This is a genomic window from Vibrio chagasii, from assembly GCA_041879415.1.
Taxonomy (GTDB): Bacteria; Pseudomonadota; Gammaproteobacteria; order Enterobacterales; family Vibrionaceae; genus Vibrio.
This window is the reverse complement of record CP090852.1, coordinates 800,595-815,992: the sequence shown is the minus strand read 5'-3', so window position 1 is coordinate 815,992 and position 15,398 is coordinate 800,595. Positions and strand designations below refer to the sequence as shown.

The window sequence follows — 15,398 nt, the reverse complement described above, 5'->3', positions numbered from 1 at the left end:
GTTAAGCTGAGGTTAACGATAATTAGATTATGGTTGAATCTTGGCTTAATTCTAGCTATCAGTATCGTGGTTATCGATTTTCTGACAATAAACTAACGCTGTCGCGAGTGACTCGTTTGCTCCTGTTTTCATAATGATACCGTCCACACCCAATTTGATGTGAACGCTCTCGCTGAATCGTTGATTAATGGTTTGAGTTTGTTGTCGGTTTCTAAATGGCTGGCTTTGATGCTGACTCTGTATCGTGATTTTGTGTGAGCTGTTGATTGTCGGCTGTTTCGGCTTTATTTGAAGGCGTAAAATGCTTATCTGTAAGCGTTATTGTCATTGCCTCATGCTTCACTGTTGTGGTCGATGCTTGTGATGGCGCATCGTTTGTTGCCGCCGGTTCTGCCAGTGTCATCATTGACGTTGTTGCAAGGATCGTGGCTAGAGTGATTTGAACAAATGTTTTCATAGATTGTTTTCCTATTGGCTAAAGTTATGCGTTGATAGCTGATAGGCGCACTATAAAAATTATGTGAGGTCGGTATTTATCATTTTACGCCATCGTATAATTTTTAGACGGCGTAAAGGTTTGGAGAGGGTTACTGAATGGGTTGTTGGAACCTTACTGTTTATTGCTATTTAGCTCTTTATTAGCGCATAACTCGTTATTATCACGTAGCTTTCTATTGCAACATAGCCTCTACTGCCACATCACCAAGATTGCAGCGACTGAAAGCAATATCAGCGCAAGAATGTCTTTGCGGGCAATGCTCTGTCCTAGCCAGAAGTAGGAGATTAACACCATAAAGACCACTTCGACTTGGCCTAATGTTTTCACGTATGGCACGGCTTGAAGAGACATCGCGCTAAACCAGCCAAGAGAGCCAATCACACTCGCTAAACTTGTCATCACAACCAGTTTTGATTTTTTGAATATCAGACGCAACGTATCTGGCTCTTTAATCAGGAGAAAAGTACAGATAATTAATGTCTGCAGGCTAATGACCAAAAACAGCACCCAAGCAGCGCTATGAGGGAAAGGAAGTCCAATGCTTAAGCTCGCTTCACGTACCCAAAGCGAGGTTAGTGCAAAGGCGGTGCTGCATGCCATGCCCAAGCAAAACACTTTAGGAGAGAGGCTTCGCCAACCAGAAGCGCTACTCATGATGAGTACGCCCAATGTGCCGATTAATACGCCGATCCAGCCTGTAACCGTCAACGCTGTGCCAAAAAACAACACGGAAAGTACAGCAGAAACAGGAGCTTCACATTTGGCAAGCCCTGCACCTATGGCGTAGTTTTCAAGCTTGAATAGTATCACCATCAAACCAGTCGCGAGGATCTGCATGATTGCGGCTGCAACGACATAGAAAACAAACTCACCGGAAAAGTTCGGCGCGGATACTGGCTGCCATTGATACAAAGCGTAGAGGTAGAGCAGGGCGATCGGACCCGCCCATATAAATCTTGCCAGCGTCACACCAGCTACGCTCATGGTGCCACTCAGTTTGCTTTGAAAGGCATTACGCCAAGATTGGCTGAAGGCAGCAAGCAGGGTAAAGGCGATCCAACTAAAAGACATGACGCTTCCGTGTGTGAGGTAATTTAATGATTATGTTAACAAAAAATTACCTGCTGAGAAGTGGAAGCGGTCTTTTTATGAGCAGAGCTTCACCTTTGCCCCGATTTGGTATGGCACTGAAATTTAAAAGATGGGTGTCTTTTTGTTTTTGAAGTAGAACCACCCGCTGATTAATACGAACAGAAAGGCGAAGTAATAGCAGAACGAAGATAGCGACGCCAAGAACGCGAGGTTTTGCTCAATCTCTTGCTCGGTGTAATTGTTAGAAACTAATTTGTAGTAGTAAGCATACAAAATACCGATCAGCCCATATCCGAGGTTAAACATCAAACCTTTGAAGCTAAGAACCGTGGCTCGGTTATGCGACTCGGTCTTTTTGTTCAGATGGTAACTGATAAAAATGTTCATCGTCATGATGATAAAGATCAGTACCAGTGCAGGAATTACCCCATAGAACGACCAGCCCAAACTGATCCAATAATAGGTAGCGATACTTGCTAAGCCCATGACGATAATAAAGGTTTTCGGCTCGATACTTTCTGCCAGTCTGCGGCTTTGGCCTGCCAAAATGATTTTTAATAGACTGATCCCCGCACCAATAAAACCGAAGTAAATAATTGGAATATCAATGGCAAGATAGTATTGGCTGTTCATAGTGAGGAACATGCGCGATGTGTGTTCGAACAGGCTGTAGTAGAGCAGTATGAAAAGCACGTAGGGCGTAGCGAGTACCCACTTACCTGTGTCAGCAGTGAGCTTAAGGCTGGCCATGGTTGTGGCTAATTTAGTTTGACCATTTGGCATCACTTTCTTTTCTTCATGCATGTTTACCGCAGCATAAATCGCGAGTAGTGCAACCAATAAAGTGGCGAATACAGGGATACGCATTAGGTCTTTGGTACTTTCCGGCGCGGTTAACCCTAGAGTATGGAAAATGTTCGTCATGAAGTTTACATCGTACATCGCAGCACCAATTAAAGTGACAAAGATGCCGACGCTTGAGGCGATACGAAGCTGGATTTGCAACACACGAGGCCACAGCTCCTCATTGCCTTGTTCTTTCAAAGTGTCATACGCCAGTGCTTCATCAGCACCGCTTGCCAATGCCATCGCTAATCCACTGAGTATCCGGTTGACCAAAAAGACCATGAACACCAAGTTTGGGTTTTCGGTGGGCACTAAGGCAATCATGGCGATTTCAACAAACATCACAAGGGAAGAGAGTACAACTAGCTTCTTACGACCCAAGGTGTCAGCAAATGCGCCAGATGGGACTTCAGCAAGCACAATGGTCGCCGCCCACACTACGTTAAGCATGGCAAATTGCGAAAGGGTTAGGCCGTAATCTAAGTAGAGTAGAGTGAATACTGGGTAATAAAAACGCGCAAAGTAGCTGCTTCGAAACATTAGGAAGTAGCGAACATTGGGAATTTTTAGGATTTCTTTGAGCGTCATGATGAATTAGTCGATTAAATAACACATTATTATGTATAACTCTTTTCTCCTTTTAAATCATGAAATTGTTCAAAAATGATCGATGCCTAACCTAGTAACAGAGTATTCAGCTGGTGCGGGGGCTTATATTTTCCTTTTTGAAGTGAAACGACTAGGGGACAAGCATTGTTCCGACCTATTGTCGTGTCATCGATAAGAGTTGTCGTAATATATAAATTATTCCGCGTTTATCTGAGGTAGTGTCAGAGAACTAGACTCGATTCATCGATGACTTGAGAATATGAAGGGAATGCCGATTCAAAATAGGAGTGATACTTGGATGCATCTTAATGAAAGGCTGGGGGAGATAATTAATTTGGATGATCATCAGGTGATGGTTAAACATTATGAATCTCATTATTCGAGTGAGATTCACAGCCATGATTACTCGCACTTAGTTTTTATACATCAAGGTTGTCAAATTATCTCTACTGACAAGGATAGTTTGCTCTCTATGCCCGGCTCTTTAATTTATATTCCAGCTGGAGTACCACATCGTGCCGATGCCTTAAAGCAGTCACAGGTCTCCTTACTTCGCCTACCACTAGGTTCAATCCCTGAACTCACCGAAATATGTATCTTGGATATTTCTCCCATCGTTACTCAACTTTTCAGCTTATGGGAAAATGGCGGGCCAGAGCCAAAGCTTGAGCCTCATTATATTCAGGTACTCATGGATCAATGCACCCTCTGTAAGACAGTCGACAATCCGCTAATTGCAAAGGAAGGTATGGATAGAAGGCTGCTACCGGTAATTGATGCATTATCAAATAAGCCGAGTATTAAGTTATCTATCTCAGATTTGTCTAAACAAACAGGGGCTTCTGTACGTACTTTAAACCGACTTTTTCTGGCTAGCTTCAAAGCATCTTTTAGGGAGATTCGCCAAAAAGTAGTGATGGAGCGTGCTGAGAAAATGATGGCAAAAGGGATTAGTGCTACTGAAATTGCATTCGACCTTGAGTACTCAAGCCTATCTGCTTTCTCTACTGCATTTAAAGAACATCAGAAAAAAGCACCCCAGAATTAAACCTGGCGTAAATTGTAAACATCGTGGCGTTTCACCCAAAAACTTAGTTTGAGGATCTTTTTAACATGATGCTCTGTTCTTAACGTTTATGGGAAATCGAGTGTCTAAAATAACTATTATATTTATCAGCATCTTAATGGCATCGAGCTATTTTTTTGCATCGAGTATGTATACGCCAAGCTTTCCAGATATACAAAGTGAACTGCGCACATCAGAGGCGTTAGTACAGCAGACTTTGAGCCTGTTTTTTATCGCTTTAGCATGCAGTCAGCTAATTTGCGGACCGTTGTCTGAGCGGTATGGACGAAAGCCCGTCGCAGTTCTTTCATCTGTGATTTTTGTTATTGGTTCGATGACATCTCTTATGGCTGACAGCATAAATCTTCTATTGCTGGGCAGGGTAATCCAAGGCTTAGGTGTTGGTGGCCTTTATCTACTTTGCCGCACTATCCTTCAAGACGCATTCAGCAAGTCTGAACTCATGGGGATACTTGCTTGGTATGGGATTCTATTTATGAGCCTACCTGGTCTAACGCTCATTTTGGGGGGATATCTGACTCAGCACTTTGGTTGGCGAGGTAATTTTGTCTTCATGGCATGTTTATCGATTGCAACGCTATTGATTATTTCAGTCATGAAACGTGAAACGATCAGTCACAAGAATCGAGATGCCATTAAGCCAAAACAGATACTAAAAGACTATGCTTTCATCACATCGAACGTCACGTTTCTGTGTTACTTGGCAATGATGTTTAGCGGGACAAGTTGTCTATTACTTTTCCAAGTAACGGGTTCTTTTGTTGCTCAGAATCAGTTTGATTTGACGGCCGCGGATTATGGCGTTGGGTCAATGGTTTTGATAGTGAGTAGCGTAGTATCCAGATTGATTTGGAACCAGTTTCTGAAACATCGTATCAGCGAAAATATGACTCTAGTCTATGGTGGGCTGATTCAGGTTTTGGGTAGCGTTGTCATAACATTAAGCCTTTTGCTGCATAGCTACTCAATAATGTTATTTGGGTTTGCGGTGATGGCTTTTGGTTCCGCATTCTTATTAGCAATAGCAGGTGTTTCGGCATTGTATCTGTTTCCTAATCATAAGGGGCAGGTTGGTGCTATCTATGGTGCTCTTCAGATGATTGGAGCATTTGGTTTTACGTTTTGTTTATCCCTCGTTCCAGCAACTCACGAGGTGATGGTGTTGAGCTGCTGGTTATTGTCTCTAATTAGCTGCGTTGCAATTATTATTATGTACATGTGCCAGCGAAAAACGTATGAAGTGCCGCTCGCTTAACCAAGTCCGGGTTAGATAACAGGTTGAATTGACAATTTGACCACCTAATTGTAACCACAAAAAAATCCCCTCAAAATAAACTTCTGAGGGGATTTTTGATTAACTATTGATGCGCTTATCAGCCACCAATAATGGGTAACCAACTATTCACTCTCCGCTTCTTTGGAAGCCTCTGTTGCCGTGTTTTTGTACAGCCATTTGTCGAGTACAACCTGCAATGCATCTAGTGATGTTGGCTTCTCTAACCGACCATCCATCAATTGGTTGATCATGTCTAACTCACGTTGCCCCGACTCACCAGAAAGCGCAATGATTGGTGTGTTAGGTGAACGAGCCTTGATGATCTGACTTGCGTCAAAACCGTTCATGACTGGCATTTGTACATCCATGAGTATCAAATCAACTTGGTGTGTTCTGAACAGTTCGACGGCATTTTCCCCATTTTTGGCTTGCAGGCTGTTTACGCCTAGTCTGCTTAGATACATCTGAACAAGGGTACGTTGCACCTCTTTATCATCAACGATGAGCACGGTTGGCGCTATCCCGTTGGTTGTTACTTGTGTTGCCACTGAGTCCGTGCAGTGTTCTTCCGTTTGGGTGCCGTGAGCTTGCGGGGTTGCTGCGCTGATCTCTTCGCTAGTCTCTTCTGCATCGACTTGGCCTTGCTTCCAGTCGTTGAAATAGGGCGTGCGTAGGGCATCTGCTTTTGGCGCATTAGGTACCACCGGGAAGTACAGGTGGAATTCAGTAAATTCCCCAAGCTTCGATTTGCACTCAACTCTGCCACCAAATGAACGCATAACACGTTGGCAATAGCCTAATCCTAAGCCACTACCACCGCTTTTCTGATAAGAGAAGAAATCGTCGAAGATCTTATGTGTAATGGTTTCGTCGATACCTGGTCCAGTATCTCGGAAGATTAGAACGTTTTCGTAAGAACCGATCTGGGTGCTGATTTCAATTTGACTATCCGGGTACGAATCAAAGTAATAAATCGCATTGCGGATCAGATTGAAAATCACGAAATTGAATAAGGTTTCGTTTAGCTTGGCAACAAAGTCAGCATGTTGCGGCAAGCGAATTCGCTCGATGATCTTCTCGTTTTCAAACCCGTAGTGGCTGACGGCTTGATCCACTGCTTTGTGAATCGAGGTCATCAGGATAGGACCTTGCTCAGATGAGCTGTCGCTAACCTCTCTTAGGATAATATCAATCAACTGTCGTCCACGTTGAATAGCAGCTTGCCCGTTCTCAATATCCAGGTGGATCTGCTTTGCTGGTGCTTGGTTTTCGATGTGCTGCTTCAAGATCTCAAAATGCAGCTGAACTTGGGCAAGCGGGTTACGCATTTCATGAGCAATAGAGTTGGCGAGCGCTCGACTTTGACGGATGCGTCTATCGGCTTCTATGGTACTTTGAACGCGAGTAAGCAGGGTTTGCAGCGCCGAGATCTCTTCGTTAGAGAACATTTGATCGTTGCTCTTGTGCGACGATACCAATAAATGAGTGACTGACTTCCCTTGCCCAAACAGCGGCATAACCAAGGCGGTATTGTTCGAACTCATCTTGTCATACAGCGCTTTGAGCGAAAGTTTGGAAGGTGCTGTGTAATCAAGTTCTTGTGATAACTCGTCGAACACGAGAACTGACTTGTTTGTTGAAAGATAGTCTTCGTAGAAGGTTTCGTTGTAATTGCTATTAACAAGGCGAAGTTTGTCTTCAGGGATTTGCAACAGCTGACCTAAACGGCGCATCGCATCATCAATCGACAGCTTAAAGTCTTCTTCTAAGGCCAGTATTTGTTGTACTGGGGTTTTCTTGTTTCCGTAAACAAAGAAAGAGGCATAGCGGCTGACACGCTTGTAGAGTACGTGCCATGTGATGCCAATCATCGCGCAGATCGGGATTGCGATTAGCCACTGATTATCGTCGGTCAGAGGGATGAATATCGCGCCGAACGGTATCACCAATATCGCGCAGACTAACAACGCATTAAGGCTCATGTAAGCAAGATATTTCACACTGTAGAAGCGAGAGGTTAAAAGCGCGTAGCCTACAAACAGCATTTCACTGATTGATAGTGCTGGTGGTAACCAAGTCAGTGAGAAGTCTCTCAAGAAGTACGTCATGCCGAGGTGAATGGTTGCAGTAGACAGCATGAATACTAAGATACCGGCGATCATGTAGCTGGTTTTGGCGAGTACCAGTTTGCTGCTGTTGGCGCGCATCGCTACCAGATTGCAAAGGGTTAACACCACTAAGCTGATCATTCCTGTGAAGAAGTAAGGCGTATGCGGGCCGAACTCGATGACAAATAGACTTGGACCAAAAATGGTGACGTCTTCAACGGTTAAGTTCGGGCTAAGGTTGATAAAAAATGAATAGACGCTAAAGCTGACGAAGATGGCTTGTTGCCATAGGTGTACCTTGCCATTACGTTGTTCAGCCGCAAGCTGGCACGAGAAGTAGTAGGCAAAAGCAAAGGCAAAGCATGAGGCTAGGTTGGCAAATTTAGCTGCGAATACCGCTGCTGAAGACCCGAGCTCTGGCAGTAAATCGGTATGGAAGTAGGCATTGCTGCTAATCCAAGCAACAATACAGACAGAATAGGCGATGTAGGGAACGTGGTGTGTCCCTGCAATGTTTTTCCCTTTCTGCTTGAGACAGTAGCAATAGTAGAGTAACCACATCACTACGACCGCAACGGTCGCGAGAAGCGTTATCGCTTTGGCATAAACAATCGCCTCTAAACCGAAATCAAACATGTTCATCCTTTTTTACTGAACTTGGTGTTTTTGTCGATCTCAGCTTTCGGCTGCTACGCACTGCCTGTTTGTAGCGACGAAAATCGGTGTCATTGAATTCGTTGACCATCCTTTCGAAATTCCAAAAACCACGATAGATGGTAGTGCCGTCTGCATTCAACTCGCAAAAACCAGAGTGGAAATAGGCTCTTGGGTCGATAGATTGATAAAACTGAAGCATGAAAGGTTGCTCGATAATGGTGAAGCCAACTTTATAACCTATTTGATGTAGAACGCTCATCAGCTCTTTTTGAGCAAGGTAGAGGAAATAGAGTTTTTGTTGAGTATTACCACTGACGGTAAGTCGCAACACTTCACATATAGCCTGTGCATCGAACAATTGTAACTGGAATGTACTATCAAATTCTGGCAGAGAGTAACACTTTGACAGTGTCGATGGCGTGAAAAGCTGCAATTCTGAAAGTTGTTGGTAGCCGTGCTCAGGTAAGCAGTATTGCCAGTGTTCATTACTGAACACTGGCGCGTAGCTTAACCAGGTTTCATTCTTCGACCAATCTTGAATGAGTGCGGAAGAGACCAGTGTTGGGAAGGGCTCATCGACAGGGTGCTTGAGTAAGACAAAGTGTTTACCCGATTGCGAAAGGTGCAATAAAGGCAGCATCTCATACCATTTTTCACCCTTTATGAAGATCTCTAGATTACTTAAAGCAATCGCATCATTGATAGGCATGGCTTGTGGATGACATGGCGTCTGTACCATGAGTGGGTCAGCTTCGATATGTTCAATGATCGCACCATAATACGCACAATCTTGGATCGGCAGATCCATCGTTGAGATCGGGCCATCGCCAAGCGGAGATTTTTCCTTTATTGCGGCAATCTCAGATTCACACCAAAAGTCTAACCATGACATATAACATTGGCTTGCTGCCTTCTCTAACAAAACCAATTCAGGCGCCAAAGTGCTTGGATATCGCTGAATGAGATCGCGATAGTCCATCAACTCAAACAACACTGACAGGCTTTTGTTTTGGTGCTCCGGGAACAAAGACTCAAGGAGGTTTCGTCGATAGTCAGTAACGGTTTGGAAAAGAGTTGTGCGTTGTTGTGGCTGATAAGTATTGATTACGAGATCTATCAATATATGTTGCTTTATTTCGATAGACTCATCGCTAGCCAACAGCGAGTCTAAAGACGACAGTAATTTCATGGTGTGAACCTAGCCTAGGTTTATATAATTATTTTTATTCGATCTGCACTTATTTCCTGACACTTATATTATGTAAGCCTTGAACTAACGTTATTTTCGTTGTGTATAAATAACGTTGCTTGTGTCTATGAAATGAAAACAAGTTGCATAATCGAGCGCAAGTCTACTACTTGCGTATTTTCTTAACAACAGAACTTTTCTAGTTTATGAAGTGCTAAATTAGTTTCTTCTCAATAACTTAGGCGTCATTCATACGCTCAGCCTAACATGTAGCTAGCGAGCATAAACCTTTGGTTTTATAAACTGATACAAAATATCTATTTTTTGAAGCAATCTCATAATTAATACGCAACTAAATTCACCTTTATAATTGTAGGGAATATAACGGCGACCCAAATATACAACTAACAAATATAATTATGCTTCATACTCGTTTATTTCCACGTCATCGCTTGGCGCTCGCTTGCTTACTTTCTAGCGCATCTACTTTCTCGTTCGCTCAAAGCCAATGTGAGGTGTCTGAACTTCAGTTGTCACCTGATCTCGCTCTTGCGGTTTCACTAGCCGACAATAGTTGTTATAGCTCTTGGTTCTCTGCATCAAAAAGTTCGTTATCCAATATCTACAGCGAAAACAGCCTGATCCAAATTAGTAATCTACTGAACTTAGAGATAGCCCGTTACCGAGGTGAATCTGAGCAAGCACGTAAACTTGAAAACTTAGGTGAATTTGTACGTGCAGCTTATTACGTTCGTTATAACGCGCGAGAAGAAGATTTTTCAGAGGCTTTGAGTGAGCGTTTTGCACACTCAACCAATGCATTTCTTGCTAATCCTAATTCGCTAAACCAAGGGCGAGAACAAATTGGTGCGCTGAAGAGCCTGACTCTAATGGTCGACAACGTGAAGCAGCTTTCACTCACTATGGATGCACAACTTGCGGCACTTAGCCACTTCAACCGTGAAACGGCGCAAGACACACAGTGGGTCGATGGGCTCAATAATCTATTTCGAGCGATGGCCGGCCATGCCGCTCGAGATGGCTTCTACGACTACCTAGCAAACAACACTCAGCATATAGATACACTAGCGAAATTTGCTCGCGACAATCGATGGGCTTTGGATACAGATGCAAGTTTTCTGGTTTACAACGCGGTGCGCGAGACTGGGAGATTGCTTGCAAGCCCAGATAAAGCGACTAAAGATAAAGCGTTACAAGTGATGCAAGATGTGATGGTGCAAAATCCATTGGGTAGTGAGCACGACAAACTGTGGCTAGCGGCGGTAGAAATGCTGGGATACTTTGCACCAGAGGGTTTGAACGGGCTCGATCTTGAACAGGCGAAGCGCGACGTTGCCCGACGTATCTTACCTAACCGCTACGAGTGCCAAGGTCCTGCTATTCTTCGCTCTCAAAATTTAACCGAGTCACAAGCTGCAAAGGCATGTGATGTATTGGCGGTAAAAGAGGCAGACTTCCATCAAGTGGCTAATACTGGGCAGCAACCGGTGGCTGACGACAACAATCATAATGTTGAGATCGCGGTATTTGGTAGCAAAGGCAGTTATGTTGACTACTCTTCATTCCTGTTTGGCAATACGACAGATAACGGTGGTCAGTACTTAGAAGGCAATCCGGCCGACTTGGATAATGTAGCGCGTTTCGTGGCTTACCGTTACGACAATGGGGATGAGCTCGCTATTCTGAATTTTGAACACGAATACACTCATTACCTAGATGCACGCTTCAATCTACATGGTTCATTTAATGATAACTTGGCTCATGGTTATGTAGTGTGGTGGTTAGAAGGCTTCGCTGAATACATGCACTACAAGCAAGGCTACGATGCTGCAATTCGCTTAATTGATAGTGGCAAGATGCACCTATCGGATGTGTTTGCGACCACTTACTCTCATGATTCGAATCGTATTTACCGATGGGGGTATTTAGCGACTCGCTTTATGCTAGAAGAGCATCCTAATGAAGTGCAAAGCTTACTGGCGCTGTCTCGCTCTGGTCAGTTCGCTGATTGGGCAAAGCAAGTTAAAGTGCTTGGCCAGCAGTACGATGGTGAGTTTGAGCGTTGGTTAGATACGGTAACGACTGAAGATAAACCAGAACCCGGAGAACCAACTGAACCGATAGAACCAAGCGATCACATCAAGGCTCTTGTTGCTAACCAAAATGTGCTGTTGAGCGGTGAAGCGTACACTGAGCAGCTGTTCTACGTCGAAGTGCCTGAGAACACCACCCATTTTGAGGTATCAATTGAAGGACAAAATCTGGGGGATGCAGATCTCTACATGAGCTACAACCGCGCTGCACATTACTATGATTTTGAGTTCAGCCAGTATGGCAGTGGTAGTAATGAGGTGGTGACATTTGAGCCAGAGGCAACGGGATATATTAAGCCCGGTCGTTACTACATGAGTGTTACGGGACGAACTGAATTCAACGGTGTGAAGCTGCTTGCATCGTTAAAAACAGAGCAACCCGTTCCACCCTCTCCGGATCAAGATGACCTAACGCCTGTGGTATTAGAGTCAGGTAAAGCTCACCTGTTTACGGTTCATCAACAACGTTACGCGGCTGTTTATATTCCAGAGGGAGTAAGAGAGGTTCGCGTATGGTTAACCGATCAAAACAGTGGTTCAACAGAACAAGGTAATGTTGACCTGTTTGCGAGCCGTGCATATTGGCCAACCGCTGGACAGCATGACTATGCGTCGGATTATCGTGGCAGTAATGAGTATCTACAAATACCAGTGACTGAAGAAGGGTACTTACATTTCTTGTTAAGTGCAGAGCAGCAAGGTGATCATGTCGAGATGCTGGTCTATTTTCATTAAGGCACAAATCTCGATTAGGTGAAATAACAAGCCGAGTATGGACACTCGGCTTTGTTTTCTGACAGTTTTCTGTGTTTATAGAGTCGTTACACCATAATCTCTGATTAAGTGATGACATTGGCGGTTTAAGCTTGTAAGCATATGAAACACCGAGATAACGGTGTAGTCACTTGTTAAAACTGAATGATTTATTTAGTGAGGATTTATGAAGAAAGCACGATTAACATCACTACTTGGAGTAGCGACTTTAGTTGGCGTGGTTGCTCTGGCTGGCTGCAGTCAGAATGGTGAAGTGATGACTCAATCACAAGAGAATACGAATCCGATCTGTAGTACTAAAAACCTAACAGGTGGTTGGTCGAAAAGTGAAGTCACACCACAAGCAGAGCAAGCGTTAGACGCCGTGCTTAGTCAAATGAACACGTCTGCGAAGCTTAAACAGATTTTGAGCGTTCGAACTCAAGTTGTGGCTGGTTTGAATTACGCGATTGAGTTTGAAATGGATAATGGTGAAGTGTGGAATACGATTGTATACCGCTCTCTACAAGGCGATATCGAAATGGTTCAGGCCGCGCAGCAAGGCCGTTTGTGCCAATAGCCCCAGTTAGATATCGAACATAATATCTCACACAAAAATGGCTCCCGACTGGGAGCCATTTTTATTCTGCTTTATCGTAAGCTCGTAACGGTTTATTACGCCTCAGATAATTCAGGTTCTGATACTTCGCTTTCGGATAACTCCACAACGCAAGCTCGGCTGATGTCTTCATCGATGTACGCCATGCCCAGTTTGTTCAGGTAATCCATGCGGTCTGCAGTACGAAGATCGATATCTGGGCCTGCAATATCGTTCTCTTGGTAAACCTTAGCGAGATGCGCCATGAACTGTTCGCCTACACTCATCATCAGCAAGCTCATTGCGCCAACATCAGGTCTTACTTTAGCGCGTTGCTTTTCAGATAAATTCACCTCTAATACAACAGGCTGCTCCTCACCTTCGAAACGAACGCTGCGCTCTCTCACCGTTTGTTGTGCCCAGTAGTACGCAAGCTCTTTACTCTGAGTTAGGAAGACCGGCTCGACAGACTCTGTGTAGTTATTGCCGATGGTTGCCATGGTTTTTACGGCGGCTTGGTTGAGTGCTTTATCGCCCGAGCGTTTTAGCCCTTGGCCTTTAATGGAAGCGATTAATGCTGAAGAGGTTCCGTGATACCAAGTATCACCTGTTGCGAAACCGTTCTCTGATAGCAGTGTTTTTGCATCTTGTAGGTGTTTAGGTATTGAAGTCATAGGCGCTCTCAATCAAAAGAAATTTCAACAAACAGGAATCTCATAAAACATGAATACAGTTAGCTTAAACCGAAGTTGCTCACTTGGCCGTGGGTTAGGACACAAATCTGAGACTTTGAGATAAAGCCGGCAGTACAAGCTTTATCTCAAAGCCTTCCCCCGGATCTTACCGAAGTAAGAGAGAAGGGCGGGGGAGGCTTTAGTTTTAGTGACTAATCAAAAAGTGCTAGCGATTAATCAAATTGGTTCGATGTATTTAGTTCACCCGCTGCTTTTAGTGCGTTTTCACCCGCGAAGTACTCTTTGTGGTCATCACCCATATCTGAACCAGACATGTTTTGGTGTTTAACACATGCGATACCTTGGCGGATTTCTTTACGTTGAACGTTAGCAACGTAACCCAACATGCCTTGGTCACCGAAGTACTCTTTTGCAAGGTTGTCAGTAGACAGCGCTGCAGTGTGGTAAGTAGGCAGAGTAATCAAGTGGTGGAAGATACCCGCTTCACGAGAAGCATCTGCTTGGAACGTACGGATCTTGTCGTCAGCACGCTGAGATAGTTCAGATTCATCGTACTCAGCGCCCATTAGGTTAGCGCGGTCGTATGCAGAAACGTCTTCACCAGCTTCAACCATCGCATCATATGCTTGTTGGCGGAAGTTTAGCGTCCAGTTGAATGAAGGAGAGTTGTTGTATACCAGTTTCGCATTAGGGTGTACTTCACGAACGCCATCCATCATCTCTTTGATTTGGCCGATGTGAGGCTTCTCTGTTTCAATCCAAAGTAGGTCAGCACCCGCGTTGATTGCTTCAATACAGTCAAATACACAGCGGTCTTCACCAGTACCTTGACGGAATTGGTACAAGCCAGATGGTAGACGCTTAGGACGTACCAGCTTGCCTTCACGGTTGAAGCAAACGTCGCCTTGTTTCATGTCAGCTACATCGATCTCTTCAACATCTAGGTAAGAGTTGTAGATGTCACCTTGGTCGCCCGGCTCTTTCACTACTGCGATTTCTTTTGTTAGACCAGCACCTTGTGAATCGGTACGAGCAACGATGATGCCGTTGTCGATGCCTAGCTCAAGGAAAGCGTAACGAAGTGCACGGAGTTTCGCGTGGAAATCAGCGTGAGGTACGGTTACTTTGCCGTCTTGGTGACCACATTGCTTCTCATCGGCAACTTGGTTCTCGATTTGTAGACAACAAGCACCAGCTTCAATCATCTGCTTAGCCATTAGGTAAGTCGCTTCTGCGTTACCGAAACCAGCATCGATATCCGCGATGATTGGCACTACGTGTGTTACGTGGTTGTCAATTTGGTCTTGGATGCGATCTTGTAGGTCAACATCACCGGCTTCACGAGCTGCATCTAGTTCACGGAATAGACCGCCTAGTTCACGTGCATCTGCTTGACGAAGGAAGGTGTATAGCTCTTCAACTAGCGCTGCAACTGATGTTTTCTCGTGCATTGATTGGTCTGGTAGTGGACCGAACTCTGAACGAAGTGCTGCAACCATCCAACCAGAAAGGTATAGGTAGCGGCGATCTGTTTTACCATCAAAGTGCTTCTTAATAGAAATCAGCTTTTGTTGGCCGATAAAACCGTGCCAGCAACCTAGAGATTGAGTGTATTGAGAGCTGTCTTTATCGTAAGCCTCCATATCCGCACGCATGATATCCGCCGTGTATTGTGCGATATCTAGACCTGTTTTGAATTTGTTTTGAGCTCGCATACGAGCAGCAGATTCAGCATCGATTGCATCCCATGGAGCACCTGCAGCGCTTTTTGCAACTTCTATCATTTCGATATCTTGTGTAATTTGCGACATAACTATTCCTTAGTTTCACGTGGGTATGGTTGCCAACTTGGCTTGGATTAAAACTTTGCTATGG

11 protein-coding genes are annotated in these 15,398 nt (G+C 44.4%); 4 read left to right on the top strand and 7 right to left on the bottom strand.

Annotated elements, in window-relative coordinates:
* Positions 1–211 precede the first annotated feature (211 nt).
* The 3 genes from L0991_17545 to L0991_17535 form a co-directional block, all read right to left on the bottom strand.
* On the bottom strand, positions 212–457 hold the full coding sequence (locus L0991_17545) for a hypothetical protein (protein XGB65333.1): 246 nt from the start codon (positions 455–457) through the stop codon (positions 212–214).
* Between the two features lie 231 nt (positions 458–688).
* Positions 689–1,570, bottom strand: coding sequence for a DMT family transporter (locus tag L0991_17540; GenBank protein ID XGB65332.1), 882 nt, complete (start codon positions 1,568–1,570; stop codon positions 689–691).
* A gap of 123 nt (positions 1,571–1,693) precedes the next feature.
* Complete coding sequence (locus L0991_17535; protein ID XGB65331.1) at positions 1,694–3,025, bottom strand: MFS transporter; 1,332 nt, start codon at positions 3,023–3,025, stop codon at positions 1,694–1,696.
* A 319-nt stretch (positions 3,026–3,344) separates the two neighbouring features.
* Between L0991_17535 and L0991_17530 the strand changes: the two genes are divergently transcribed.
* Both L0991_17530 and L0991_17525 read left to right on the top strand, forming a co-directional pair.
* Complete coding sequence (locus L0991_17530) at positions 3,345–4,094, top strand: AraC family transcriptional regulator (protein XGB65330.1); 750 nt, start codon at positions 3,345–3,347, stop codon at positions 4,092–4,094.
* A 100-nt stretch (positions 4,095–4,194) separates the two neighbouring features.
* On the top strand, positions 4,195–5,388 hold the full coding sequence (locus tag L0991_17525) for an MFS transporter (GenBank protein XGB65329.1): 1,194 nt from the start codon (positions 4,195–4,197) through the stop codon (positions 5,386–5,388).
* A 143-nt stretch (positions 5,389–5,531) separates the two neighbouring features.
* Here the strand turns inward: L0991_17525 and L0991_17520 are convergent, their stop codons facing one another.
* The gene (locus tag L0991_17520; GenBank protein XGB65328.1) at positions 5,532–8,153 is read right to left on the bottom strand and encodes a hybrid sensor histidine kinase/response regulator; all 2,622 of its coding nucleotides are present in this window, start codon (positions 8,151–8,153) and stop codon (positions 5,532–5,534) included.
* A complete protein-coding gene (locus tag L0991_17515) occupies positions 8,146–9,363 on the bottom strand; it encodes an acyl-homoserine-lactone synthase (GenBank protein XGB65327.1) in 1,218 nt (405 codons plus the stop codon). The genes L0991_17520 and L0991_17515 overlap by 8 nt, the downstream gene beginning before the upstream one ends.
* A gap of 419 nt (positions 9,364–9,782) precedes the next feature.
* Between L0991_17515 and L0991_17510 the strand changes: the two genes are divergently transcribed.
* Together L0991_17510 and L0991_17505 are read left to right on the top strand one after the other, a co-directional pair.
* Positions 9,783–12,212: a M9 family metallopeptidase gene (locus tag L0991_17510; GenBank protein ID XGB65326.1), complete on the top strand. Its 2,430-nt coding sequence runs from the start codon at positions 9,783–9,785 to the stop codon at positions 12,210–12,212.
* A 205-nt stretch (positions 12,213–12,417) separates the two neighbouring features.
* The gene (locus tag L0991_17505; protein XGB65325.1) at positions 12,418–12,810 is read left to right on the top strand and encodes a cystatin domain-containing protein; all 393 of its coding nucleotides are present in this window, start codon (positions 12,418–12,420) and stop codon (positions 12,808–12,810) included.
* Positions 12,811–12,905: 95 nt separating this feature from the next.
* Here the strand turns inward: L0991_17505 and L0991_17500 are convergent, their stop codons facing one another.
* Both L0991_17500 and L0991_17495 read right to left on the bottom strand, forming a co-directional pair.
* Positions 12,906–13,502, bottom strand: a complete 597-nt coding sequence (locus L0991_17500) for a hypothetical protein (GenBank protein XGB65324.1) — start codon at positions 13,500–13,502, stop codon at positions 12,906–12,908.
* A 233-nt stretch (positions 13,503–13,735) separates the two neighbouring features.
* Positions 13,736–15,334 carry an isocitrate lyase gene (locus tag L0991_17495; GenBank protein ID XGB65323.1) on the bottom strand — a complete coding sequence of 533 codons (1,599 nt, stop codon included), beginning with the start codon at positions 15,332–15,334 and terminating at the stop codon, positions 13,736–13,738.
* Positions 15,335–15,398: the final 64 nt, after the last annotated feature.

Excerpts from the sequence above, each read along its gene's own strand:
- L0991_17530 (XGB65330.1), top strand. The coding sequence starts at position 3,345 with ATGCATCTTAATGAAAGGCTGGGGGAGATAATTAATTTGGATGATCAT.
- L0991_17495 (XGB65323.1), bottom strand. The coding sequence starts at position 15,334 with ATGTCGCAAATTACACAAGATATCGAAATGATAGAAGTTGCAAAAAGC.
- L0991_17545 (XGB65333.1), bottom strand. The coding sequence starts at position 457 with ATGAAAACATTTGTTCAAATCACTCTAGCCACGATCCTTGCAACAACG.
- L0991_17535 (XGB65331.1), bottom strand. The coding sequence starts at position 3,025 with ATGACGCTCAAAGAAATCCTAAAAATTCCCAATGTTCGCTACTTCCTA.
- L0991_17520 (XGB65328.1), bottom strand. The coding sequence starts at position 8,153 with ATGTTTGATTTCGGTTTAGAGGCGATTGTTTATGCCAAAGCGATAACG.
- L0991_17510 (XGB65326.1), top strand. The coding sequence starts at position 9,783 with ATGCTTCATACTCGTTTATTTCCACGTCATCGCTTGGCGCTCGCTTGC.
- L0991_17500 (XGB65324.1), bottom strand. The coding sequence starts at position 13,502 with ATGACTTCAATACCTAAACACCTACAAGATGCAAAAACACTGCTATCA.
- L0991_17540 (XGB65332.1), bottom strand. The coding sequence starts at position 1,570 with ATGTCTTTTAGTTGGATCGCCTTTACCCTGCTTGCTGCCTTCAGCCAA.
- L0991_17515 (XGB65327.1), bottom strand. The coding sequence starts at position 9,363 with ATGAAATTACTGTCGTCTTTAGACTCGCTGTTGGCTAGCGATGAGTCT.
- L0991_17505 (XGB65325.1), top strand. The coding sequence starts at position 12,418 with ATGAAGAAAGCACGATTAACATCACTACTTGGAGTAGCGACTTTAGTT.